22 protein-coding genes and 1 tRNA gene are annotated in these 22728 nt (G+C 72.3%); 13 read left to right on the plus strand and 10 right to left on the minus strand.

Features of this window, described 5'->3' with window-relative positions:
- Positions 1–19 precede the first annotated feature (19 nt).
- Positions 20–1603: a Na+/H+ antiporter gene (locus L7N97_RS26770; protein WP_237481550.1), complete on the plus strand. Its 1584-nt coding sequence runs from the start codon at positions 20–22 to the stop codon at positions 1601–1603.
- Positions 1604–1637: 34 nt separating this feature from the next.
- On the opposite strand, the gene L7N97_RS26775 is transcribed toward L7N97_RS26770, so the two are convergent.
- The 4 genes from L7N97_RS26775 to L7N97_RS26790 form a co-directional block, all read right to left on the minus strand.
- Positions 1638–1722 (minus strand) — tRNA-Leu (locus tag L7N97_RS26775).
- A gap of 85 nt (positions 1723–1807) precedes the next feature.
- Positions 1808–2308 (minus strand): pyridoxamine 5'-phosphate oxidase family protein, encoded by a 501-nt coding sequence (locus tag L7N97_RS26780; RefSeq protein ID WP_237481552.1) that lies wholly within the window; start codon positions 2306–2308, stop codon positions 1808–1810.
- Positions 2309–2412: 104 nt separating this feature from the next.
- Complete coding sequence (locus L7N97_RS26785; RefSeq protein ID WP_237481554.1) at positions 2413–2688, minus strand: hypothetical protein; 276 nt, start codon at positions 2686–2688, stop codon at positions 2413–2415.
- On the minus strand, positions 2685–3179 hold the full coding sequence (locus L7N97_RS26790; RefSeq protein ID WP_237481555.1) for a DUF427 domain-containing protein: 495 nt from the start codon (positions 3177–3179) through the stop codon (positions 2685–2687). Before L7N97_RS26790 ends, L7N97_RS26785 begins: the two co-directional genes overlap by 4 nt.
- A gap of 115 nt (positions 3180–3294) precedes the next feature.
- Between L7N97_RS26790 and L7N97_RS26795 the strand changes: the two genes are divergently transcribed.
- The 3 genes from L7N97_RS26795 to L7N97_RS26805 are packed head-to-tail and all read left to right on the plus strand — an operon-like array spanning position 3295 to position 6415.
- Complete coding sequence (locus tag L7N97_RS26795) at positions 3295–4974, plus strand: ArnT family glycosyltransferase (RefSeq protein WP_237481558.1); 1680 nt, start codon at positions 3295–3297, stop codon at positions 4972–4974.
- An 8-nt stretch (positions 4975–4982) separates the two neighbouring features.
- Complete coding sequence (locus L7N97_RS26800) at positions 4983–5699, plus strand: phosphatase PAP2 family protein (RefSeq protein WP_237481559.1); 717 nt, start codon at positions 4983–4985, stop codon at positions 5697–5699.
- The gene (locus L7N97_RS26805; protein WP_237481561.1) at positions 5696–6415 is read left to right on the plus strand and encodes a glycosyltransferase family 2 protein; all 720 of its coding nucleotides are present in this window, start codon (positions 5696–5698) and stop codon (positions 6413–6415) included. The genes L7N97_RS26800 and L7N97_RS26805 overlap by 4 nt, the downstream gene beginning before the upstream one ends.
- Positions 6416–6440: 25 nt before the next feature.
- Here L7N97_RS26805 and metC read toward each other — a convergent pair whose 3' ends face one another.
- Positions 6441–7628 (minus strand): cystathionine beta-lyase, encoded by a 1188-nt coding sequence (gene metC / locus L7N97_RS26810; RefSeq protein WP_237481563.1) that lies wholly within the window; start codon positions 7626–7628, stop codon positions 6441–6443.
- A 192-nt stretch (positions 7629–7820) separates the two neighbouring features.
- Here metC and L7N97_RS26815 point away from each other — a divergent pair, with 192 nt between their 5' ends.
- The 4 genes from L7N97_RS26815 to L7N97_RS26830 all read left to right on the plus strand — a co-directional run bounded on the left by L7N97_RS26815 (position 7821) and on the right by L7N97_RS26830 (position 12066).
- A complete protein-coding gene (locus L7N97_RS26815) occupies positions 7821–8846 on the plus strand; it encodes an amino acid ABC transporter substrate-binding protein (RefSeq protein WP_237481564.1) in 1026 nt (341 codons plus the stop codon).
- Positions 8847–8929: 83 nt separating this feature from the next.
- Positions 8930–10120: an amino acid ABC transporter permease gene (locus L7N97_RS26820; RefSeq protein WP_237481566.1), complete on the plus strand. Its 1191-nt coding sequence runs from the start codon at positions 8930–8932 to the stop codon at positions 10118–10120.
- Between the two features lie 4 nt (positions 10121–10124).
- Entirely contained in the window at positions 10125–11270 is a 1146-nt protein-coding gene (locus L7N97_RS26825) for an amino acid ABC transporter permease (RefSeq protein WP_237481568.1), read from the plus strand.
- A 22-nt stretch (positions 11271–11292) separates the two neighbouring features.
- Positions 11293–12066: an amino acid ABC transporter ATP-binding protein gene (locus L7N97_RS26830; RefSeq protein WP_237481569.1), complete on the plus strand. Its 774-nt coding sequence runs from the start codon at positions 11293–11295 to the stop codon at positions 12064–12066.
- 19 nt (positions 12067–12085) lie between these two features.
- On the opposite strand, the gene L7N97_RS26835 is transcribed toward L7N97_RS26830, so the two are convergent.
- Positions 12086–12364 (minus strand): hypothetical protein, encoded by a 279-nt coding sequence (locus L7N97_RS26835; RefSeq protein WP_237481571.1) that lies wholly within the window; start codon positions 12362–12364, stop codon positions 12086–12088.
- Positions 12365–12534: 170 nt separating this feature from the next.
- Between L7N97_RS26835 and L7N97_RS26840 the strand changes: the two genes are divergently transcribed.
- Positions 12535–13788: a glycosyltransferase gene (locus L7N97_RS26840; RefSeq protein WP_237481573.1), complete on the plus strand. Its 1254-nt coding sequence runs from the start codon at positions 12535–12537 to the stop codon at positions 13786–13788.
- 13 nt (positions 13789–13801) lie between these two features.
- Here L7N97_RS26840 and xth read toward each other — a convergent pair whose 3' ends face one another.
- The 3 genes from xth to L7N97_RS26855 all read right to left on the minus strand — a co-directional run bounded on the left by xth (position 13802) and on the right by L7N97_RS26855 (position 16759).
- Positions 13802–14581: an exodeoxyribonuclease III gene (gene xth / locus L7N97_RS26845; RefSeq protein ID WP_237481574.1), complete on the minus strand. Its 780-nt coding sequence runs from the start codon at positions 14579–14581 to the stop codon at positions 13802–13804.
- Positions 14582–14607: 26 nt separating this feature from the next.
- Positions 14608–15480, minus strand: coding sequence for a lysophospholipid acyltransferase family protein (locus tag L7N97_RS26850; RefSeq protein WP_237481576.1), 873 nt, complete (start codon positions 15478–15480; stop codon positions 14608–14610).
- Between the two features lie 61 nt (positions 15481–15541).
- Positions 15542–16759 carry an FAD-dependent monooxygenase gene (locus tag L7N97_RS26855; protein ID WP_237481578.1) on the minus strand — a complete coding sequence of 406 codons (1218 nt, stop codon included), beginning with the start codon at positions 16757–16759 and terminating at the stop codon, positions 15542–15544.
- Between the two features lie 84 nt (positions 16760–16843).
- On the opposite strand from L7N97_RS26855, the gene L7N97_RS26860 reads away from it, so the two are divergent.
- The 3 genes from L7N97_RS26860 (at position 16844) to L7N97_RS26870 (ending at position 19630) form a co-directional block, all read left to right on the plus strand.
- Positions 16844–17629: a TerC family protein gene (locus tag L7N97_RS26860; RefSeq protein WP_237481580.1), complete on the plus strand. Its 786-nt coding sequence runs from the start codon at positions 16844–16846 to the stop codon at positions 17627–17629.
- Between the two features lie 133 nt (positions 17630–17762).
- Positions 17763–18815, plus strand: a complete 1053-nt coding sequence (locus L7N97_RS26865) for a Ppx/GppA phosphatase family protein (RefSeq protein WP_237481581.1) — start codon at positions 17763–17765, stop codon at positions 18813–18815.
- An 83-nt stretch (positions 18816–18898) separates the two neighbouring features.
- Positions 18899–19630 carry an RlmE family RNA methyltransferase gene (locus tag L7N97_RS26870; protein ID WP_237481583.1) on the plus strand — a complete coding sequence of 244 codons (732 nt, stop codon included), beginning with the start codon at positions 18899–18901 and terminating at the stop codon, positions 19628–19630.
- On the opposite strand, the gene L7N97_RS26875 is transcribed toward L7N97_RS26870, so the two are convergent.
- Complete coding sequence (locus L7N97_RS26875; RefSeq protein WP_428981032.1) at positions 19564–21057, minus strand: MFS transporter; 1494 nt, start codon at positions 21055–21057, stop codon at positions 19564–19566. The two genes, L7N97_RS26870 and L7N97_RS26875, sit on opposite strands and share 67 nt — an antisense overlap.
- Before the next feature lie 248 nt (positions 21058–21305).
- Between L7N97_RS26875 and L7N97_RS26880 the strand changes: the two genes are divergently transcribed.
- On the plus strand, positions 21306–22634 hold the full coding sequence (locus tag L7N97_RS26880; protein WP_237481585.1) for a hypothetical protein: 1329 nt from the start codon (positions 21306–21308) through the stop codon (positions 22632–22634).
- Positions 22635–22728: the final 94 nt, after the last annotated feature.

Genomic DNA, 22728 nt, shown 5'->3' on the forward strand with positions numbered 1-22728 from the left:
GATCCTCCCTGGGGTCGCCATGCATCCGGTCGCACAGTTCGAGTTCATCATCCTGCTGCTCGTGGCCGTGATCGGCCTGCAACTGGCCGCGCGGAAGCTCCGCCTGCCACCCGCCGCCGCCCTGGTGGCGGGCGGCATCGCGCTCGCCTTCGTGCCCGGCATACCGGCCGTCGTGCTCGATCCCGACCTCGTGTTGGTGCTGTTCCTGCCGCCGCTGCTGATGGACGGCGCCTTCCTGACCGTGCTCTCGGACTTTCGGCGCCACATCGCCGGCATCCTGTCGCTGGCGATCGGCGCCGTGGCGTTCACGACGCTCACGGTGGGCGTGGCGGCGCACTGGGCGGTGCCGGGCCTGCCGTGGGCGGCCTGCTTCGCGCTCGGGGCGGTCGTGTCGCCGCCGGACGCCGTCGCGGCCAAGGCGGTGCTGGACAGCGTGCGCCTGCCGCGGCGCGTGTGGGTCCTGCTCGAAGGCGAGAGCCTACTCAACGACGCCGCCGGTCTCGTGCTGTTCCGCTTCGCCGTCGCGGCCGCCCTCACCGGCACCTTCGACGCCGGCCGGGCCGTCGGAACCTTCGCGGTGCTGGCGGTCGGCGGCGTGGCGGTCGGGGCCGCCTTCGGCTTCGCCTGGGTCAAGCTGCTCCGCCGCCTCGGCGACACGTCGCTGATGATCGCGGGATCGCTCCTCCTGCCCTGGTCCTCCTACATGGCCGGCGAAGCGCTCGGCGTGTCGGGCGTCATCGCCACGGTGACGGCGGGCCTGATCTTCGGCTGGTACCAGCACGAGATCTTCACGGCCGAGATGCGGCTCAAGGGGACGGCCTTCTATCAGGTCCTGGTGTTCCTGCTCGAAGCCTTCGTGTTCGTGCTGATCGGCCTGTCGCTGCGCGGAGTCGTGGACCGATTCGGCGGCTTCGGCCCCGCGCTCGGCGCGCTCGGCGGCCCCATCCTCGCCGTGGTGGCGGCCGTCACGCTGGCGCGCTTCGCCTGGATCTTCGCCAACGACGCGGCCGTGAGCGCCATGTCGCGCTTCCGCCGGGTGCGGATCCCGTTCTCGGCGGCGAGCTGCGGCGTCATGGGGTGGGCCGGCATGCGCGGCGTCGTCACGCTCGCCATCGCGCTGTCGCTGCCCGACGAGATGCCGGGCCGGGACTTCATCCTCGCCTCGGCCTTCGCGGTGATCCTGGTCACGGTGCTGGTGCAGGGGACCAGCATGGGATGGGTGATCCGGCGCCTGAAGCTAGACGCCGCCGAGGAGCGGCCAAGCGGCCACCTCACCCAGGCCCAGGCCATGGCGCGCATGACGGCCGCCCAGCTCAAGGCCGTCGAGGCGCTGGCCCGCGAGCCGGACGGCACGCTCCGCCACCCGCGCCTCCTGGAACAATACACCTACCGCGCCGACGTGATCGCGCGCTACGCCGACCGCCAGGAGGAGGCTGCGAGCGAGCGGCGGGAGCATTTCGAGGTCATGCTGGCGGCTGCCGGAGCAGGCCGCGCCGAGCTGCTGAAGCTGCATCGGGCAGGCCGCATCCACGACGAGGTGCTGCGCGCCATCGAGAGCAGCCTGGACCTGCAGGAGGTGATGGCGCGAGCCGCCAGGGGCTGAGGATCGAGGATCCGGGCCATGCCTCGGTGAGGCATGGTGCGCTGGAGAGGACTCGAACCTCCACGGTGTTACCCACTGGTACCTGAAACCAGCGCGTCTACCAATTCCGCCACCAGCGCGTGACGCTTCCGATAGAGGCACCGGACCGATCCGTCAACGGGTTTCGCGCCGCCGACGCGACCGACGCCGCGGATGCGGTGCGGCTCAGGTCAGGTCGACCTTGCCGATCTCCCCGGCCCGGTTCGGCTTGCCCGTGGTGAGCGCCTTGAGGTAGCCGAATGCCACCACCGCGATGCTGTTGGGCGTGTCCCAGTATTCGGCGTGCTCGGCCTCGACGCGGATCAGCACGACGTTGTCGTCCTCCGGGCCGCCCGGGAACCACGTGCGGTAGATCTCGCTCCACAGCGCCTTGACCCTGGCGCGGTCGGTCACGACCTCGCTGCGGCCGCTGATCGACACGAAGTTCTGCTTCTTCGGATCCGCGAAGGTGACGAGCACCTGCGGGTCGGCCCCGATCTCCTCGACCTTGCGCGAGTCCTTCTTGGTGAAGAACCACAGGTCGCCGTCGTCCTCGCATTTGCGATAGGCCATGGGGCGGGCGTGCAACGGCGCGCCATCGCTGCCGCGCGTCGTGAAATTCGCGTAGTCGATGCCGTCGATCAGATCGAGGATCTTGCGCCTGCCGGCCTCGGTGTCGTCGCTCATGGACCATCCTCGTCGCGGGCCCCCGTGGCCGCGGTCACGCCCCGGCAACGCCGGATGGCCCTGCAGGTTCGCGCCCCGGGCTGGGGCCGAACCGCACAGGCGTCTCAGGGCTTCGGCGGGCAGAGCTGGCGCCCGTCGGCGCCCGTGCGGGGCACGATGCCGCCCCACGGCGTGACGATGTATTGGCACCCCGTGCCGCGGTCGGTCTCGACGAGCAGCCCCGCCGTGCCGGTGTCGGGGTCCACCCGCGACGCGAAGGGCAGGGCGCCCGACGCGGCGTCGCGCGCCAGCACGACGAGGGCGGCGGCGATGCCGACCCAGGCGAGGACGTAGACGAGGCGCGCGAGGCGCTCGCCCCAGGTGATCGGCACGCCGCTCACCAGCCCCAGCTCCCCGGTCCGCCCTTGACGGGCCCGACGATGCGCCGCGTCAGCCAGCCGCCGTAAAAGCCGCCGGGCTGCGGCTCCGCCGCCTCGTCGCCGACCAGGCAGGCGTCCATCGGCCCGGCGTAGAAGGCGACGTGCCCGGCGATGGGGGCGAAGGGCGGCGTCGGATCCGGGTAGCTCCAGGCGACCCGCTCGGCCCGGCGGCCGCCGAGCACGACGTCGTGGTAGGCGGCACGCCCCTTCCATTCGCAGACCGAGCCGCCGCCGGCCGGGCGCAGAGCGCCGGCGGCGATGTCGCCCGGCGGCAGATAGTAGGTCGGCGGATGGCTCGTCTCCAGCACGCGCCAGGCCGCGACCGTGTCGGCCAGGACCTCGCCCGCGAACAGGATGCGGATGCGCTCCGGCACGCGCTCCAGGCGCGGCGGCCGCGGATAGTCCCACACGCTCTCCTGCCCCGGCCCGGGCTCGATCCGCTTCGGCGTCATGGCGTCCTCCTGCCGCGACCCTAGCAGGGCGCCGGCCCCGCCGCCCGCGGCCATTTGCGTCCCGGTCCCATCCCCCTTATCCCGTCGCGGTCGACGGCCGGAGATGAAGCCTACCTTGTCAGCACCAACGGGTTCCGCGGAGCGGAGAGGGGGATTCGCCCCCGCGGCGGGGCTGCTCCTGTTCCTGCTCGCGCTGTGGCTTCCGGGCTTCACCTCGCTGCCCCCGATGGACCGCGACGAGCCGCGCTTCGCCCAGGCGTCCAAGCAGATGCTGGAGACGGGCGACTACGTCGCGATCCGCTTCGGCGGCGAGGCGCGCAACAAGAAGCCGGTCGGCATCTACTGGCTGCAGGCCGCCGCGGTGCGGGCCGGCGAGGCCCTCGGCGTCGACGACGCGCGCCGGCGCATCTGGCTCTATCGCGTGCCCTCGCTCCTGGCCGCGGTGGCGACGGCCTTCCTCACCGCGTGGACGGCGCTGCCGCTCGTGTCGCGGCGGGGCGCGTGGCTGTCCGGATTCCTGATGGGGTCGACGCTGCTGCTCGGCGTCGAGGCGCGGCTCGCCACCACCGACGCCGTCGTGGCCGCCACGGTGGCGGCCGGCATGGGGGCGCTCGGCCGCGCCTGGCTGGCCCGCGGGCGGCCCGTGCCGCCCGGCACGGCCGCCCTCTTCTGGGCCGCCATGGGAGTCGGCATCTTGGTCAAGGGGCCGATCACGCCGCTGGTGCCGGCGCTCGCCGCGCTGGCGCTGTCGGTCTTCGCCCGCTCGGGTGCGTGGCTCAGAGCCCTCCGGCCGCTGCCGGGCCTCCTGCTCTGCCTGATCGTCGTCGCGCCCTGGTTCGTGTTGATCCTGCTGCGGACCCACGGCGCCTTCCTGTCGGAGGCCGTGGGCCACGACATGCTGGGCAAGGTGGCGGGCGGCCAGGAGATGCACGGCGCCCCGCCCGGCGTCTACCTCGTCGCCTTCCTGCTGTCCGGATGGCCGCTCGCGCCCTTCGCGGTCCTGGCGGCGCCCGCCGTCTGGCGCCGTCGCGCCGAGCCGGGCATCGCCTTCCTGCTGGCCTGGCTCGTGCCGTCCTGGATCGTCTACGAGGCGGTCCCCACCAAGCTGTTCCATTACACGATGCCGCTCTACCCGGCGCTGGCGATCCTGGCGGTCGCGGCACTGGAGCGCGCGATCGCGGCCGGGACGCCGCCGCGCCGCGTGTGGCCCTTCGCGGCCCTCATGGCGCTGGTGCCGGTCCTCGTCGGCGCGGCCGTGCCGGCGCTCGGCGGCCGGCTCTGGGCGCTGACGTGGCCCGTCGCCGCCGGCGCCGTTCTGGCCACGGCCTGCGCGCTCGCCCTCGCGGCGGTGTCGACCCTGGCGCTCAAGCGCGGGAACCTCACGGCGGCCGTGGCGGCCGCCGCCGCCGCAGCGGCGCCTGTCGCGGCCCTGGCCTTCGGCCTCATGCTGTCGCCCGCCGTCGCGCCCGGCGTCGCGCTGTCGGGTCGCCTCGCCGCGGCGGCGCGGGACGCCGTCGGCGCGTCCTGCCCCGCGCCGGCCTACGCCACGGTCAGCGACCGCGAGCCGAGCCTCATGTTCCTCACCGACACGGGCCTGCTGATGACCGACCCGCTCGGCGCCGCCCGCTTCATGGACGACGCGCCCTGCCGCGTCGCCTTCGTGGCGGCGCGGGACGAGCCCGCCTTCGCCGCGGCACTCGACCCCGCGGCGGGGGTGACGCGCGCCGCGGGCGTGGACGGGCTGGCGCTCAACGGCGGCCGCCCGCTCGCTATCGGCGTCTACGTGCGCCGGTGAACGCGCCGATGACGATCGCCCGGCCTCGACGCCGGCCCGTGGCGCCGGTCGCCGTGGCGGCACTCGCCGGCGTCGCGCTCGCGCTGGCCGCCGCGCTCGACGGCACGCTCGCCGCGAAGGCCGCCGGTGCACCGCGGACGCTGGTCGAGGTCGGCCGCTTCGTGACGAGCTTCGGCACGTCCGAATACATGTTCGCCTTCTCGGCGCTGATCGGCGCCGTCGCGGTCGTCGCGCTCGGCCGGGGCCACGCGGCCTGGCACGGCGGATCGCTTCGGGTCATCGCCGAGCGCTCGCTCTACTTCTTCGCCGCCATCGCGGCGTCGGGCCTCGTCGATCAGGCCTTGAAGCACGCCATCGGCCGCGCCCGTCCGCGCCTGCTGCGCCTTGACGGCCCGTTCCACTTCGAGCCGCTGTCGGCCGCGGACGTCTTCGCGAGCTTCCCGTCCGGCCACACGACCTCGGCCTTCGCCGCCGCGGTCGCGCTGAGCCTCATGCGGCCCGACTGGCGCGGTCGGCTGATCGGCGCGGCGCTGCTCATCGGCGCGTCCCGCGTGCTGGTCGGCGCCCATTACCCGAGCGACGTCGTCGGCGGCGCGGCGCTCGGCGCCGCTTCCTCGCTCGCGCTTGCGCGCGTCTTCGCCCGCCGCGGCCTCGCCTTCGTCCTGGTCGACGGTGGGGCCGTCATCAAACCCCTGAGGCCCGCGGGCCGGAGACCGACACCGTGACCGAACCGCTCCTGTCCGTCGTGGTGCCGATCCGCAACGAGGCCGGCAACATCGCCCCCCTCGTGGCGGAGATCGAGGCCGCGCTCGGCCTCCGCGCACCCTTCGAGGTGATCTACGTCGACGACGGCTCGACCGACGGCTCGGGCGCCGAACTCGCCCGGTTGCGGGCCGAACGCCCATGGCTGCGCCACATTCGCCACGCGGCTTCCTGCGGCCAGTCGGCGGCGATCCGCACCGGCGTGCTCGCGGCGCGCGGGCCCGCGGTGGTCACGCTCGACGGCGACGGGCAGAACGACCCCGCCTTCATCCCGGCCCTGCACGACCGGCTGCTGGCCACGGGCTGCGGCCTCGTCCAGGGGCAGCGCGTCGGGCGCAAAGACACGGGCTCGAAGAAGCTGCAGTCGCGCATCGCCAACGCGGTGCGGGGCGCGGTGCTGCAGGACGGGACGCGCGACACGGGCTGCGGGCTGAAGTGCTTCCGGCGGGACGTCTACCTCGGCCTCCCGTATTTCGACGCGCTCCACCGCTTCATGCCGGCGCTGGTCCGCCGCGACGGGCACCGCATCGAGCTCGTCGACGTGGTGGACCGGCCGCGGCTGACCGGCGTGTCGAACTACGGCCTGCTCGACCGCCTGTGGGTCGGCATCGTCGACCTCCTCGGTGTGCGCTGGCTGATCCGCCGCCGGCGGCGCGTGCCGCAGGCGGACGAGGCCTGACGGGCGGCGTACGACCCCTCGAAGCTCAGGAGGCCGCGCGCAGCCGCGCAAAGCCGCGGTCGAGGTCCCCCTTGAGGTCCTCGACGTCCTCGAGGCCAATCGAGAAGCGCAGCGTCGGGCCGCCGGGGTTCCAGCGCGTCGCGGTGCGGTAGGGCGTGCAGTCGAAGGGGATGACGAGGCTCTCGTAGCCGCCCCAGGACGCCCCGATGCCGAACAGCTCCAGCCCGTCCACCATGGCGGCGACGGCGGCGCGGGAACACGGCTTCAGCACGATGGAGAAGAGGCCTGACGAGCCCGCGAAGTCGCGGCGCCAGATCGCGTGGCCCGGATCGTCGGGCAGGGCGGGGTGGAGCACGCGCAGGACCTCGGGCCGCGCCTCCAGCCAGCGCGCCATGGCGAGCCCCTGCCGTTCCGCCTCGCGCAGCCTGAGCTCCATGGTGCGCAGCCCCCGCAGCCCCAGGAACACGTCCTCGGGCCCGGCGCACATGGCGAATTCGATGAAGCAGCGCTTCAGCGCCGGAAAATGGCGCGCGTTGGCGCTGGTGAGCCCGAGCAGCAGGTCGGAATGGCCGGACAGGTATTTGGTGCCGGCCTCGATCGCGATGTCGACGCCGCGCTCGTGCGGCGGGAAGAGGAGCGGCGTCGCCCAGGTGTTGTCCATCACCACCGCGATGTCGCGGGGCCGGCATTCCGCCGCGATGGCGGGAACGTCCTGCATCTCAAAGCTCTGCGAGCCCGGCGCCTCGACCAGGACGGCGCGCGTGTTGGGCCGGAACAGGTCGGCGATGCCGGCGCCGACCTTGGGGTCGTAGTAGGTCGTCTCGACCCCGAAGCGCTTCAGCGTGCCGTCGCAGAAGCGGCGCGTCGGGAAGTAGGCGGAGTCCGTCACCAGGAGGTGGTCGCCGGCGCCGAGCACCGACAGCAGCGCCACGGTGATGGCGGCGAGGCCCGACGGCGTCAGCACCGTGCCGGCCGCGCCCGAAAGGTCGTTCCAGGCGTCGATCAGCGCGTCGGTCGTGGGCGTGCCGTGCGTCCCGTAGGTGTAGCGGTTCTTCGCGCCCTGGTAGTCGTCGATCGTGTCGGCCAGCACCGTGGAGCCGCGGTAGATCGGGGTGTTGACGAACCCGTGCTGGTCGCCGGGATGCCGGCCGACGTGGACGAGGCGGCTCCGCGAGCGCAGGCCGGCCCGGGTTTCTGCGGAAAGTTTGCTCATCGTTTCTCTTGTTCTTGCCGACGGCGCGATCACGATGGCCGCCCAGGCGGCAACCGGCGCGCTTCAACAATGGAAATGTTGGACCAGCCTTGACCGCCCTCGGCAAAGCGTTGTGAGATGCCCAAGGACCAAGCATTTCCGGGCCGGGGCGCCTCGCCTCATCATGCCCGCAACCGGCGAATCGGGGAAGAGATGAAACTGCGCAGCACGATTCTGACTGGCCTGCTGGCCTCCGCCGCCCTGGCCTGCGGGGCCGCCGCGGCCTCCGCCGGCACGCTCGACACGGTGAAGGGCAAGGGCCAGCTCACCTGCGGCGCCAACACCAGCCTCGCCGGCTTCGGCATCCCGGACGACAAGGGCCAGTGGACGGGCCTCGACGTCGACGTGTGCCGGGCCATCGCGGCCGCGGTGCTCGGCGACAGCAAGAAGGTGAAGTTCGTCCCGCTCGACGCCAAGAACCGCTTCACGGCCCTGCAGTCGGGCGAGGTCGACGTGCTGTCGCGCAACACCACCGCGACCTCGTCGCGCGCGTCCACGCTCGGCCTCATCTTCGGCCCGCCCGACTACTATGACGGCCAGGGTTTCATGGTGAAGACCAAGCTCGGCGTGAACTCGGCCAAGGACCTCAACGGCGCCTCGGTCTGCGTGCAGCAGGGCACCACCACCGAGCTGAACCTCGCCGACTTCTTCCGCTCCAACAACATGAAGTACGAATCGGTCGCCTTCCAGAGCGAGGACGAGGCGCTCAAGGCCTACGACACCGGCCGCTGCGACGCCTTCACGACGGACGCTTCGGGCCTCTACGCCGAGCGCCTGCGCCTCGCGAACCCGAACGACAACGTCGTCCTGCCCGAGATCATCTCCAAGGAGCCGCTCGCCCCCTCGGTCCGCCAGGGCGACGACCAGTGGTACGACGTGATGGCCTACACGTTCTACGCCATGCTGGACGCCGAGGAGCTCGGCGTGACGTCCAAGAACGTCGACGACATGAAGAAGTCGGCCGATCCCAACATCCGCCGCCTGCTCGGCGTCGAGGGCGAGCAGGGCAAGGGCTTCGGCCTGTCGAACGACTGGGCCTACAACATCATCAAGCAGGTCGGGAACTACGGCGAGGTCTTCGACCGCAACGTCGGCGAAGGCTCGCCGCTCAAGATCAAGCGCGGCATCAACGCGCTGTGGAACAAGGGCGGCATCCAGTACGGCATGCCGATCCGCTGAAGACCTGCCCGGCCTGGCGCGACGATTGCAGGGCCAGGCCGGGGCTGCGTCAACGCGACCGCGAAGCGAGAGGCTGATCCGAGATGACGGTGCAGGCGGCGGGCGAGGGCCCTCCCAAGGCGGGATTCAGCCTCTACGACCCGAAGCTGCGCGGCTACGCCTACCAGTCGATCCTGCTGGTGATCCTGGTCGCGCTGGTGTGGACGGCGTCGAACTACGCCGTCGCCAACATGGCGCGGCTCGGCATCCCGCTGAACTTCGGCTTCTGGAATCAGGTTTCCGGGTTCGACATCAACCAGACGCTGGTGCCGTATTCGGCGCTGTCGACCTACGGTCAGGCGTTCTGGGTCGGCCTCTACAACACCCTGCTGGTCGGCGCCTTCGGCGTCGTCCTCGCCACGGCGATCGGCTTCGTGGTCGCCGTGTTGCGCCTGTCGCCGAACTGGATCGTCAGCAAGCTCGCCACCGTCTACGTCGAGTTGTTCCGCAACATTCCGCTGCTGCTCCAGCTCTTCTTCTGGTATCAGGTGGTGCTGAAGTCGCTGCCGGCGCCGCGGCAGTCGATCTCGGTGCTCGGCGTCGTCTACCTGAACACGCGCGGCATCATCGTGCCGAGCCCCGTGCTGCACGACGGCGCCTCGCTGGTCGGTTGGGCCTTCCTGCTCGGTCTGGTCCTGGCCTTCGCCTTCGGCCGATACGCCCGCGCGCGCCAGGCCTCGACGGGCCGCCAGCTCCCGGTGCTCTGGGTCTCGCTCGCCCTGATCCTCGGACTGCCCATCCTCGCCCATCTCGCGCTCGGCATGCCGATCGGCTTCACGCTGCCGGTGCTCAAGGGCTTCAACTTCGCCGGCGGCAGCCAGATCTTCCCTGAATTCGCTGCGCTGCTGCTCGGCCTGTCGGTCTACACCGGCGCCTTCATCTCGGAGATCGTGCGCGCCGGCATCATGGCGGTGGGGCGCGGCCAGCACGAGGCGGCGGCCGCGCTCGGCATCCGGCCGAACATCACCATGCGGCTCGTGGTCATCCCGCAGGCCATGCGGGTGATCGTGCCCCCGCTCACCAACCAGTACCTGAACCTGATCAAGAACTCCTCGCTCGCGGTGTTCATCGGCTACCCCGACCTCGTGCAGGTCTTCGCCGGCACCGTGTTGAACCAGACCGGCGCCGCCATCCAGTGCATGGCGCTCACCGGCGCCATATACCTCGCCATCTCGCTCGCCCTGTCGAGCGCCATGAACGTCTACAACAAGCGCGTCGCGCTGGTGGAAAGGTGAGGCCTTGACCGACGCCACCTACAGCGGCGATCCCGCCTACCTCCGGGCCGCGCCGGCCCCGGCGGAGCCGCCGCCCGCCCTGGCGCAGGGTCCCGTCGCCTGGGCGCGCAAAAACCTGTTCTCGGGCGTCACTTCCACGGTGCTGACCGTCGCCGCGGTCGCCTTCCTGGCCTGGGTCATCCCCGGCCTGGTGCGCTTCCTGTTCGTCGACGCGAACTGGCAGGGCGCCAACGCGGACGTGTGCCGCGCCAACCAGAGCGGCGCCTGCTGGCCCTTCATCTGGGCCAAGGCCGAGTTCTTCTGGTACGGCCCCTATCCCGAGACGCAGCACTGGCGCGTCAACACCGTCGAGATCGTCGGCGCCGTCCTGCTCGGCTGGCTGCTGTGGCAGGGCGCCCCCAAGCGCAACGTCGCCGCGCTGCTGTTCTTCGTCGCCTATCCGATCCTGTCCTTCGTTCTGCTGCACGGCGCCGAAACGCTGGGCCTGCCGGTCGTCACGACGGACCTGTGGGGCGGCGTCACCGTCACGCTGCTCCTGTCGCTGGTCGGCATCGTCTTCTCGCTGCCGCTCGGCGTGCTGCTGGCGCTCGGCCGCCGCTCGCCCCTGCCGATCGTGAACGCGGTCTGCACGGGCTTCATCGAGATCGTGCGCGGCGTGCCCTTCATCGTCGTGCTGTTCATGGCCAACTTCATGCTGCCGCTGTTCCTGCCCGAGGGCTGGACGCCGGACCGCCTGCTGCGCCCCTTGGTCGGCACCGCGCTCTTCGCCGCCGCATACATGGCCGAGGTGGTGCGCGGCGGCCTGCAGGCCATGCCCAAGGGCCAGTTCGAGGGCGCCGCCTCGGTGGGCCTCAGCTACTGGAAGACCATGCGGCTCATCATCCTGCCGCAGGCCCTGGCGCTGGTGATCCCCGGCATCGTGTCGAACTTCATCAGCCTGTTCAAGGACACGTCGCTGGTCGCCATCGTGGGCATCTTCGACTTCCTGCGCACGGTCGAATCGGGCTTCAACGACCCGAACTGGACCTCGCCCACCACCTCGGCGACGGGCCTGATCACCGCCGCCGCCTTCTACTGGATCTTCTGCTTCAGCATGTCGCGCTACTCGCAGGGCGTCGAGCGCCGCCTGCGCGCCGGCCGCCGGCACTGAGCCTCACGACGGGACGATGACCATGAGCGCACTGCCCCAGAGCCCCTCGGCCCGCTACGACGGCGACTACGCGGTCGACCTCGTCGGCGTGCACAAGTGGTACGGCTCGTTCCACGTGCTGCGGGACGTGAACCTGCACGTCCGCCGCGGCGAGAAGATCGTCATCTGCGGCCCGTCGGGGTCCGGCAAGTCGACGATGATCCGATGCATCAACCGCCTGGAGGAGCACCAGAAGGGCAAGATCGTCGTCAACGGCACGGAGCTGACCAACGACCTGCGCCGCATCGACGAGGTGCGGCGCGAGGTCGGCATGTGCTTCCAGCACTTCAACCTGTTCCCGCACCTGACGATCCTGGAGAACTGCACCCTCGCCCCGATCTGGGTCCGCAAGATGCCCAAGAAGGACGCGGAGGAGATCGCGATGAAGTATCTCACGCGCGTCCGCATCCCCGATCAGGCCAACAAATATCCGGGCCAGCTGTCGGGCGGGCAGCAGCAGCGCGTCGCCATCGCGCGCTCGCTCTGCATGAACCCCAAGATCATGCTGTTCGACGAGCCGACCTCGGCGCTCGACCCCGAGATGGTCAAGGAGGTGCTCGACACCATGGTGTCTCTCGCCAACGAGGGCATGACCATGCTCTGCGTGACGCACGAGATGGGATTCGCCCGCCAGGTCGCGGACCGCGTCGTGTTCATGGACGCCGGACAGATCGTCGAGATGAACACGCCGGAGGCGTTCTTCTCGAACCCGCAGCACGAGCGCACGCGGCTGTTCCTCGGGCAGATCCTGCACTGACCGGCGGAGCGGGGCGGCGTCAACCCCGCGGCCGCGCCAGCGAGGCCTGCGGGCAGCCCTCCGGGCTCGCGCGCCAGGATGTCACGTTCTGCTCCATCACGCAGACGGCGGCCCGGGGCCCGTCGGCGGTCCTGAGGCAGCGGCGCTCGCCGAGTTCCACGTCCTGTCCGTCGAAGCGGCAGGTGCAGTGGTGCGTCATCACGAACGGGCCCTCGCTGTGGTGGAACTCGACCGCGCCGGCCGGGCCGGCGGAGATCAGGGCGAGGACGGCGGCGGACAAGGCGAAGCGTGGCGACATGGCGAATCTCCCGCGTGAGTTGCAAGGCTAGGGCCGCTCCGGCCGCGTGTCCAGCGGCCCGCGCCGCGGCCGCCCGGCGTGGCGGGCCCGTCCGAACCGCGATAGACTGAGCGGAGTATCAGTCGGCGCATGGGCGTCCGGACCGGACACCGAGCGCACGACACGCGGCCTTGACCCACTTCGCCATCATCACGCCGCCCTACGCCGGCCACCTCAACCCGATGCTGGCCCTGGCGCGCACCCTGGTCGACCGCGGCCACAGCGCGACCTTCGTGGCGCAGGCGGACGTCGGGCCCAAGGTGGTGCGGCCCGGCATCGGCTTCGCCCCGGTCGGCGCGCGCAGCCACCCGCCGGGGCGCCTCGCCCGCATGACGGCGCGGCTGTCCGGCACGACCGGCCTGTTCGGCATCGGCGGCGTCATCCGCGACATGGCGGACACGACCGACATGCTGTGTCACGAGGTGCCGGGCGTGATGCGGCGCATCCACGCCGGCGCGGTGGTGGCCGACCAGACGGAGCCCGCCGGCGGCCTCGTGGCGCGCCACCTCGGCGTGCCGCTGGTGTCGGTCGCCAACGCGCTGCTGATCGACCGCGAGCCGGCCGTGCCCCCGGCCTTCGTGGGCTGGCGCTACGACGATTCGCCCTGGGGCGTGCAGCGCAACCTCGGCGGCCACCGCGTCGCCGATTGGATGATGCGGCCCCTCCTGGAGGTGATCGGCCGTCGCGCCCGCGGCTGGAACCTGCGCGGCATCGAGACGCTGGAAGACTGCCTGTCGCCGACGCTGGAGATCAGCCAGTGCGTGGCCGGCTTCGATTTCCCGCGCCGGGCGCCCCCGCCGGCGCTGCGCCTGTGCGGCCCTCTGCGCCTGCCCGAGCCGCGCATCTGGGACGCAGAGCCGGGGCGGCCCGACGTGTTCTGCTCGCTCGGGACGCTGCAGGGCGCGCGGCGGCCGGTGTTCGAGGCCGTGGCCTCGGCCTGCCACCGGCTCGGGCTTCCGCTGACGATCGCCCACGGCGGCCGGCTCGACGCCGCCGCGGCGGCCGGGCTGCCGGGCCGGCCCAGGGTCGAGAGTTTCGTGCCGCAGCGCGCGGTGATGCGGGCGTCCTCCGCGGTCGTGACGCACGGGGGCCTCAACACGGTGCTCGACGCGCTCGCGGCCGGCGTGCCGCTCGTCGTCGTGCCGCTGGCCTTCGAGCAGGGCGCCATCGCGGCGCGGGTCGAGCGCTGCGGCGCCGGCGTCGTCGTGCCGCTGCGGCGCCTCACGGCCGCGAGCCTCGCCGCGGCCCTGTCGACCGTGCTGGAGCGCCCCGGCTACCGCGCGCGAGCCGAGGCGCTGCGCGACGAGATCGCCGCGGCCGGCGGCGTCGATCGGGCCGCGGACCTCGTCGAGCGCGCGACGCGGGTGCGCCGGTCCGGCGCCTGACCCGGCCGTCCCGTCAGCCGAGGTCGATCCGCACGGGCACGTGGTCGGACGGCTTGTCGGCCGCGCGGACGTGCTTGTCGATCGCGGTCGAGCGGAGCCGGTCGGCCGCGCGGGGCGACAGCAGGAGATGGTCGATGCGGATGCCGCGGTCCTTCTGCCAGGCCCCGGCCTGGTAGTCCCAGAAGCTGTAGACGCCCGCCGCGTCGGTCGTGGCCCGCACCGCCTCGGTCAGGCCGAGGTTGAGCAGCGCGCGGAATCGCCGGCGCGTGTCGGGCAGGAACAGCGCGTCATTCACCCAGGCCGAGGCGTCGAAGGCGTCGCGCGGCTCGGGGATGACGTTGTAGTCGCCCGCCAGCACGAAACACTCCTCGGCCTCGATCAGCTCCGCGGCGCGGCGGATCAGCCGATCCATGAAGCCGAGCTTGTAGGGGTACTTGTCCGTGTCGGGCGGGTTGCCGTTGGGAAGGTAGATGCTGACGACCCGCACGGGGCCGTCCGCGCTCGGCAGCACGGCCTCGATGTAGCGCGACTGCACGTCCGCGTCGTCGCCGGGCAGGCCGGTCCGCACCTCGGCCGGCTCCCCCTTGCTCAGGATGGCGACGCCGTTGAAGCCCTTCTGCCCGTGCACGGCGCAGCGGTAGCCCGCCGCCTCGACCTCGGCGCGCGGGAACGCGTCGTCAACGCATTTCAGCTCCTGCAGGCAGAGCGCGTCGGGCTGCGCCTTGCCGAGATAGTCGAGGAGGTGAGGCAGCCGTTGGCGGACCGAGTTCACGTTCCAGGTGGCGATCCGCATCCCTTGATGTCCCGTGCTGTCGGGGCTCAGCCCCAGCGCTTGTGCGCCCACATCCACTGCTCCGGCCAGCGCCGGATGAAGCCCTCGAACACCGCCTGCACCTCGGCCGTCACGGTGAGGAGGTCGGCCTTGCGGTCGCCGCTGTCCGGCATGCGCACCAGCGCGTAGCTCTGGACGAAGCGCACGCCCCCCACCCGCCGCATGCAGCTCACCAGGATCGGCGAGCCTGCGCTCAGCGCCAGCAGCGCCGGGAACGTGGTGGTGTGGGCCGGGCGGCCGAAGAAGGGCACGAGGGCGCCGGCGCCGTCCCGCAGGTCGGTCAGCAGCCCCACGGTGCCGCCGTCGCGGATCACGCGCAGGAACTGCCGCGGCACGCCGGCCTCCTTGGGCACGAGGCCGCCGGTGTAGAGGCCGCGCCGCAGCGCGTGGACGTCGTCGTCGACGAGCGGGTTGCGCAGCCGCTTGTAGATGCTCCACGGCTGGAGCCCGCTCAGCGTCGCGGGCGCGATGGTCAGCTCCCAGTTGGCGAGGTGGGCCGCGCAGGCGACCTTGCCGCCGGGCCAGGCGCGCCACTCGTCGAAGGCCTCCTGGTTCTCGAATGTGACCCGCGGGCTGCCGGCGATCTCGGACAGGAAGAAGGCTTCGGCGAAGGTGCGCCCCAGGTTCTCCCACATGGCCCGGACGACCGATTCGCGCCGGGCCGCGTCCATGTCGGGCAGCGCCAGGGCGAGGTGGTTCAGCGCGCGCCGGTGGCGCTTGGACCGCGGCGCCGCGACGCGCCAGATCGCGCCCGAGGCGGCGGAGGCGCGCTCGAGCCCGAGCGCCCGGAACAGCCGCCCCGCCAGCAGGAACAGGCGGTGTTCCAGGCGGTAGCGGACGGAACGCCGGTCAAATCGCATCGAGGTCCGGGATGGGGCAGGGGACGGGAGTGGGTCCCATGGACGATGGCCTTCCCCGCCGTCAACCCGGCCGCGCCTCGGCGCCGGGCATCAGGCCCTGGCGCATGGCGAAGCGGCGCAGCGGGCCGATGCTGCCCATCGCCAGCAGGCCGGCGCCGCGGAGCAGGTCGGTGGTCAGCCGGTCGTCGAGGATCGAGCGGTTGAGCCAGTCGACGCCGAAGCTGCGCGCCGCGATGTCGCCGTGCCGCGTGCGGGCGTAGCGGTCGAGCACCGCCGGGCTGCCGAGGTCCTCGTGCCCGCGCTTCGCATCCGACAGCACCTCGGCGAGGGCCGCGGCGTCGCGCAGGCTGAGGTTCAGCCCCTGGGCGCCGATCGGCGCCATGGCGTGGGCGGCCTCGCCCGCCAGGGCGAGGCGCGGGCCGACGAGCCGGTCGGCCGTGAGGCTGCCGATCGGGAACCGCCCGACCGCGCCGGCGACGCGCACGCGCCCCAGCAGCATGCGGCTCTGCCGCTCGACGTCCCGGGCGAGGCGCTCGGGCGCGTAGGCGGCGCGGCGTTCAGCGTCGTCCGGCGCCATACCCCACACGAGGCTCGACCGGTGCGGGGCCTCCGCGGTGCCGGGCAGGGGGACCAGCGTGAAGGGGCCGGCGCGGGTGTGGAACTCGGTCGACACGTTGCGGTGCGGGCGGTCGTGGTGCAGCGTCGTCGTGATGGCGTCCTGCGGGTAGGGCACCTCGCGGGCGCCGATGCCGGCCGCCTTGCGGGCCGCGGACCGGCGCCCGTCGGTCGCGACCAGAACCGCGCCCGACACGGACAGCCCCTCCGGCCCCGTCGCCACCACGCGGTCAGGGCCGAACGCGAAGGCGTCCAGACGTCCGGCGCGCAGGGTGAGGCCGGGCACCGCGCGGGCTGCCTCGGCCAGCGCCTCGACGAGCAGGTGGTTCTGAATGTTGAAGCCGAAGCAGTCTCGGCCGATCTCGCGCGCGTCGAAGTCGAGCGGCGGACCGCGGAACAGCGAGCCGGTGTCGTCGACGAGCCGCATGACCCGCAGCGGCTCCGCGTGCAGCCGCAATTGCTCCCACACCCCGAGGCGTGCCAGGAACTGGACGGAGCCTTCCAGCAGCGCCACCGTCCGGCCGGTCGGCCGCGCATCGATCGGACCCACGAGGACCACCGTGACACCAGACCGCGCCAGAGCGATGCCGAGCGAGAGGCCCACGGCACCCGCGCCGACCATGGCGACCTCGGCCGTCTCGGCGATGGTGGACGATGCGCTCATGGACGGGTGCTCCGCTTGTGTGCCGCTGCATAGAGGGCGCGCAGCCGCGCCGGCAACCGCGGCCTCGCGGCGGAGCGACGCGCCATGACGCTCGACTTCGGCTGGGCCTTCACGCCGGAGGGCTGGCTGGCCCTCGGCACGCTCACCGCCATGGAGATCGTCCTCGGCATCGACAACGTGATCTTCGTGTCACTGATCGGCGCGAAGCTGCCGCCGGCGCGCGCCCGTTTCGCGCGGGCCTTCGGCCTCGGACTGGCCTTCCTGTTCCGGATCGCGAGCCTCGCGGGGCTGACCTGGCTCATCGCGCTGACGCGGCCGGTTCTCACTCTGTTCGACCACGAGTTCTCATACCGCGACATGGTGCTGCTCGCGGCCGGGCTGTTCCTGATCGTCCAGGCGACCTTGGAGATCCACGGCGAGATCGACGACGGCGACGCGGAGGAGGGCGATGAGCTGCCGAAGCCGCGCGCGATGCCGCTGGTGATCCTCAACATCGCCGCCATGGACCTCGTCTTCTCCTTCGACTCGATCCTGACCGCCATCGGCATCGCGCGCGACCTCGTCGTGATGGTGGCGGCGATCATGATCTCGATCGCGATCATGTTCCTGGCCGCGAACGCCGTGGCGGGCTTCATCCGCCAGCACCCCACCAGCAAGGTGCTGGCCCTGTGCTTCCTCGTGCTGATCGGCCTGTCGCTCGTCGCGGAAGGGACCGGCTTCGACGTGCCGCGCGGCTACCTGTATTTCGCCATGGTGTTCTCGGGCGGCGTCGAAGTCCTCAACATCTGGGCCAAGCGCAACCGCCGGCGGCGCCGCGAGGCTGCCCAGCGGCGGGGACCCGTGCCCGGCGGCCGTCCCGCGGCGCCGTGAGGCCCGGCGACGCCGGTGGGCGGCACGACGCCGGCGCTTGCTGGCGCGGCTCGGCTTCCGCTAAGCTCCGGCCATGACGGGGCAGGGTCGGGCGGCGCGGCCCGGCGCCACTGCCCCGCGCGAGGAGGACGCGTTGGAACACAGGGCCCCCAGCCCGACCCGGGCGACGGAGCCCCACGAGGCACGACGCGGCGGGCTCTACGCGGCGCTCGACCTCGGCACCAACAACTGCCGCCTGCTCGTGGCGCGCCCGTCGGCCGACGGGCTGCAGATCGTCGACAGCTTTTCCCGCATCGTGCGGCTCGGCGAGGGCCTGTCCGTCACCGGGCGGCTCGGGGACGCCGCGATCGAGCGCACGCTCGCCGCCCTGGCGGTGTGCCGCGACAAGATCGCGGCGCGCGGCGTCGGGCGGTCGCGGCTGATCGCCACCGAAGCCTGCCGCGCCGCGGCGAACGGCCCCGCCTTCATCGCCTGCGTGCGCGACCACGTCGGGCTCGACGTCGAGGTCGTCGACCGCGGCACCGAGGCGGCGCTGGCAGCCGAGGGCTGCGCAGCGCTGGCCGACGAGGCCGCGGAAGGCGTGGTGCTGTTCGACATCGGCGGCGGCTCCTCCGAGATCGTGTGGCTCGACCGCGACCGCTCGCCCGGCGGGGACCGCCCGGTCCGCGACCGCATCCGGGCCTGGACGTCCCTGCCGCTCGGCGTGGTGTCGATGGCGGACCGGTTCGGCGGCGTCGAGGTGTCGGCGGATTGCTTCGGCAAGATGGTGCGCCACGTCGAGGCGGCGCTCCGGCCCTTCGCCGCCGAGGTCCGCTCGGCGCAGCGTTGTCACCGCTTCCACCTGCTCGGCACCTCCGGCACCGTGACCACAGTGGCGGGCGTGTTCCTGGACCTGCCCCGCTACGACCGGCGCCGGGTCGACGGACTGTGGATGAGCCGCGGCGACCTCGACGACGCCATCCGGCGCGTGCGCGCCATGCCGTTCGCGGCGCGGGTGGCGAACGGGTGCATCGGGCCGGACCGCGCCGACCTCGTGATCGGCGGCTGCGCCATCCTGGAGGCGCTGCGCCGCACCTTCCCGTGCGAGCGGCTCCGCATCGCCGACCGCGGGCTGCGCGAGGGCATCCTCATCCAGATGATGAGCCGGGACGGAGTCTGGTCCGGTCGGCCCGTCCGGGTGAGCTGACCGGGCGGGGCGGCCGATTCGCCTATGCGGGGGCACGCCCACCCTGTAGGACGCGGGACCGAGTCCGCGAGGAGGCATGCGCCATGACCACGAACAAGCCGTCGTCCGGCCGCGAAGGCGGGCGATCGCTCAAGACGCGGGTCAAGTCGGCCAACAAGAGGTCCATGTCGTCGGCGCTGTGGCTCGGGCGGCAGCTCAACGACCCCTACGTGGCCCGCGCCAAGTCGGAAGGATACCGCTCGCGCGCGGCCTTCAAGCTGATCGAGATGGACGACCAGTTCGCGCTGCTCCGGCCCGGCCAGCGCATCGTCGACCTCGGCGCCGCGCCCGGCGGCTGGTCGCAGGTCGCCTCTCAGCGCATCGGGGCGGGCGGCGGCCAGGGCAAGGTCGTCGGCATCGACCTGCTCGAGATGGAGCCCGTCGCGGGCGTCGACTTCGCCGTGATGGATTTCAACGACGAGGACGCGCCGGAGCGCATCACGGCCATGATGGGCGGACGGGTCGACGGGGTGATGTCCGACATGGCGTCCAACGCGACCGGCCACAAGAAGACGGACCAGCTCCGCATCATGGTGCTGGTGGAACTGGCCTACGCGTTCGCGCAGACCATCCTCGCGCCGCGCGGCTTCTTCCTTGCCAAGGTGCTGCAGGGCGGCACCAGCGCCGAGCTGCTGGCCCAGCTCAAGCGCGACTTCGCCGTGGTGAAGCACGTGAAGCCCAAGGCCAGCCGCGCCGACTCGTCGGAGCTCTACGTGTTGGCGACGGGATTCCGCGGCGCCTCGCCCGGCACCGACGCGGCCAGCGCCCCGGGCTGATCGCCGAGGCCGCCGGTCGGCGACACGGCCGCGGCGGCGTCGCGCCTGCGGGCGCCCCGCAGGAGGTCGCCGGCGTCGGCCGGCAGCCGCGCGAAGACGAGGCTCGCCGAAGCCGACACGAGCGCCACGGCGTAGAACGCGAAGGCGAAGTCGCGGGTCGTCAGCGTCGCGTCGACGTGCCACCACTGCGACAGCTCGATGAAGCCCGCGCCGGCGGCGACGCCGGTCGACAGCGACAGCTGCTGCGCGACGGAAGCGAAGCTGGTGGCCCGGCTCATCTCGGGCGCGGCGATGTCGGCGTAGGCGATGGCGTTGATCGAGGTGAACATCAGCGAGCGGAAGAAGCCGCCCGCGAGCAGCGCCACCCACAGCAGCACCTCGGGCGTGGTGGGCCGGAAGAAGCCGTAGGCCACCATGAACAGGCTCGACAGCGCGGCGTTCCACACCAGCACGGTGCGGAAGCCGAGCCAGCGCAGGATCGGCTTCGCGGTGGTCTTCATCAGCATGGCGCCGGCCGCGGCCGCGAAGGTCAGCGTGCCGGACTGGAACGGGTTCAGCCCGAAGCCGATCTGCAACATCAGGGGCAGCAGGAAGGGCAGGGCGCCGATGCCGAGCCGGAACACGAAGCCGCCGCCGACGCTGGCCCGGAAGGTCGGGATGCGGAACAGGGCGAGGTCGAGGATCGGGTGCGCGGCGCGCCGCGCGTGGACCACGTAGGCCGCCACCAGGGCGAGCCCGCCCGCGATCAGCGCCGCCGTGGCGGGCGCCGGCACGACGCCGCGGCCGACGACGGTGAGGCCGAAGCTCAGCGACGACAGGCCGGCCCCCGACAGCAGGAACCCCCGCAGGTCGAGCGGCCAGACGTCGGCCTCGCGGATGTCGGCGATGAACAGCGTCGCCAGCGTGACGCCGAGCACGCCGATGGGCACGTTGATCCAGAAGATCCAGCGCCAGTCGAAGTAGGTCGTGATGAATCCGCCGAGCGGCGGCCCGAGGATCGGCCCGAGCAGGGCCGGGACCGTGAGGTAGGCCAGCGCCGTGACGAGCTCCTCGCGCGGCACGGAGCGCAGCAGCACGAGGCGGCCGACCGGCACCATCATGGCGCCGCCCAGGCCCTGCACGACGCGCGAGGCGACGAAAGCGGACAGCGAGCCCGACAGGCCGCACAGGATCGAGCCGAGCACGAAGACCACGATGGCGCCGCGGAACACGGGCCGCGCCCCGAACCGGTCCGCCGCCCAGCCGCTCGCCGGGATGAAGACGGCCAGGCTGATCAGGTAGGACGTCATCGCCAGCTTGAGGGTGATCGGGTCCTGGTGGAGGTCGGCTGCGATCGCGGGCAGCGAGGTCGCGATCACCGTGGAGTCCATGTTCTCCATGAACAAGGCGCAGGCCACGACGAGTGGCACCAGCATGTGGCGGGGCAAGGTGGGGCGGGACCTCCGGGGCGGGACGGCCCCGTCCTTACGGCGGCGATGAGGCTTTTCGGGGGCCGACCTCCGCGCGTCCCACGGCTGCCGCGCCATCGACGGCCCGCCCGCATGCTGAATCGTCCATTACAAAACTCCGAGCAAATCTACTATACTTGCTCTTGACCATCGTGAGCTGTCTTTTGAAACGTTTACTTGTGCTCAAGTCCCTCAAACGATAGTCGAATGCGTACAGGAGATCTGTCATGACCGCCCTCACCTCTTCGCTGCCGAATGCCTCCTCCGCCGCCCTGAGCGCCGCCGTCACCGGCGCGGTGAGGACGGACCTCACGAAAGCTCTGACCTCTGCCGGCCTCGGCGCCTTCGCGTCCTCGCAGGGCGGGAGCGACATGGTGGCCAAGTTCAGCGCCGACGCCGTGAGCGCGCTGCAGTCGTCGGGCAGCCAGAGCGCCCTCGCCAGCGTGTCGAAGGCGCTCACCTCCGACGTCGGGAGCGCGCTGACCCAGTTCGGCATGGGCGCCGCCGCCGGTTCGAGCCAGGTCGCAGACTTCGTCAAGACCCTGTCGTCGGACGTCCTGTCCGCCGCCCAGTCGGCCGGTTACGGCCAGGCCGCGGCGCCCACCACCACCGCTCCGAGCGCCGCCACCCTGTCGGCGGTGTCCACGTCGCTGACGGGCAGCGTCGCGGCGGCGCTGAAGGGCGCGGGCGCCGGCGGCCTCGCCTCGTCCTCCGCGATGACCGGCCTCGTCGCCCAGATGACGAAGGACGTCGGTGCGGCCCTGACCGCGGGCGGCGACGTCGCCACGGCGATCAACACAGCCCTCACGGGCGACGTCGGCAACACGCTGAAGGCCATGGGCTACGGCGCCTACGCCTCGTCCTCGGCCGTGACGTCCTTCGTGGCGCAGATGGGCAAGGACGCGCTGGGTGCCGCCCAGGCCTCGATGGCGAGCGAGGCGGCCGCGGCGAAGGCTCCGCCCGCTCCGACGCCTACGGCGGCTCCTGCGGCTCCGGCCGCCCCGGTCGCTCCGGCCACGCCCTCCGCCAATGCCGGAGCATCGGCGAGCGCGCCCGCCTCGGCACCCCCGGCCGCCGCGACGGCGGCGAGCGCCGCACAGCCCAACACCGCCGCGGCGGCATCGCCGTCGAGCACCGACGCCACGGTCGCCTCCATCCTGAAGGCGCTGTCGCCCCTGACGGGCAACAACTCCCAGTTTTCGGCGATGATCGACAAGATCGCTGACGCGCTCGGCCAGCCGCGCGGCAACGGGAACACCGGCTTGATCCTGTCCTCCGTCGCCGATCAGCTGCGCGCGGCGAACCCCGCCCCGGCAGCCCCCACGAGCGTCTCTCCGACGGCGCAGGCCGGCTCCAACGGGTCTGCCGCTCCGTCGAAGGGCCCGGCTTCGGTCGCGGGACGGGGGACGGGCCCCGCATCGACCCTGCCGGCCGCGTCGAGCGCTCAGGCGGCGATCGCCCTCATCGCGAACGTCGTCTCGGCCGGCCTGCCGTCCGGCCCGAACGGCCCGAAGGGCGTGACCAAGAACCCGCTGGCGCTCCTTTACGCGGCGTGAGCGGCCCGGGACGGCGCGTCCTCCCGTCTTCCCCCCGTCGCATCGGCGTGCTAGTCGCCACTGCCAACCCGAGCGGCGCCCCACCGGCGCCGCT

The organism is Lichenibacterium dinghuense, assembly GCF_021730615.1.
GTDB lineage: Bacteria > Pseudomonadota > Alphaproteobacteria > Rhizobiales > Beijerinckiaceae > Lichenihabitans > Lichenihabitans dinghuensis.

Bases quoted from the DNA above. Each gene is read 5' to 3' on its own strand.
- L7N97_RS26770 (WP_237481550.1), top strand. From the start codon at position 20: ATGCATCCGGTCGCACAGTTCGAGTTCATCATCCTGCTGCTCGTGGCC.
- L7N97_RS26780 (WP_237481552.1), bottom strand. From the start codon at position 2,308: ATGAGCGACGACACCGAGGCCGGCAGGCGCAAGATCCTCGATCTGATC.
- L7N97_RS26790 (WP_237481555.1), bottom strand. From the start codon at position 3,179: ATGACGCCGAAGCGGATCGAGCCCGGGCCGGGGCAGGAGAGCGTGTGG.
- L7N97_RS26800 (WP_237481559.1), top strand. From the start codon at position 4,983: ATGACGATCGCCCGGCCTCGACGCCGGCCCGTGGCGCCGGTCGCCGTG.
- metC (WP_237481563.1), bottom strand. From the start codon at position 7,628: ATGAGCAAACTTTCCGCAGAAACCCGGGCCGGCCTGCGCTCGCGGAGC.
- L7N97_RS26815 (WP_237481564.1), top strand. From the start codon at position 7,821: ATGAAACTGCGCAGCACGATTCTGACTGGCCTGCTGGCCTCCGCCGCC.
- L7N97_RS26820 (WP_237481566.1), top strand. From the start codon at position 8,930: ATGACGGTGCAGGCGGCGGGCGAGGGCCCTCCCAAGGCGGGATTCAGC.
- L7N97_RS26830 (WP_237481569.1), top strand. From the start codon at position 11,293: ATGAGCGCACTGCCCCAGAGCCCCTCGGCCCGCTACGACGGCGACTAC.
- L7N97_RS26835 (WP_237481571.1), bottom strand. From the start codon at position 12,364: ATGTCGCCACGCTTCGCCTTGTCCGCCGCCGTCCTCGCCCTGATCTCC.
- xth (WP_237481574.1), bottom strand. From the start codon at position 14,581: ATGCGGATCGCCACCTGGAACGTGAACTCGGTCCGCCAACGGCTGCCT.
- L7N97_RS26850 (WP_237481576.1), bottom strand. From the start codon at position 15,480: ATGCGATTTGACCGGCGTTCCGTCCGCTACCGCCTGGAACACCGCCTG.
- L7N97_RS26855 (WP_237481578.1), bottom strand. From the start codon at position 16,759: ATGAGCGCATCGTCCACCATCGCCGAGACGGCCGAGGTCGCCATGGTC.
- L7N97_RS26860 (WP_237481580.1), top strand. From the start codon at position 16,844: ATGACGCTCGACTTCGGCTGGGCCTTCACGCCGGAGGGCTGGCTGGCC.
- L7N97_RS26870 (WP_237481583.1), top strand. From the start codon at position 18,899: ATGACCACGAACAAGCCGTCGTCCGGCCGCGAAGGCGGGCGATCGCTC.
- L7N97_RS26880 (WP_237481585.1), top strand. From the start codon at position 21,306: ATGACCGCCCTCACCTCTTCGCTGCCGAATGCCTCCTCCGCCGCCCTG.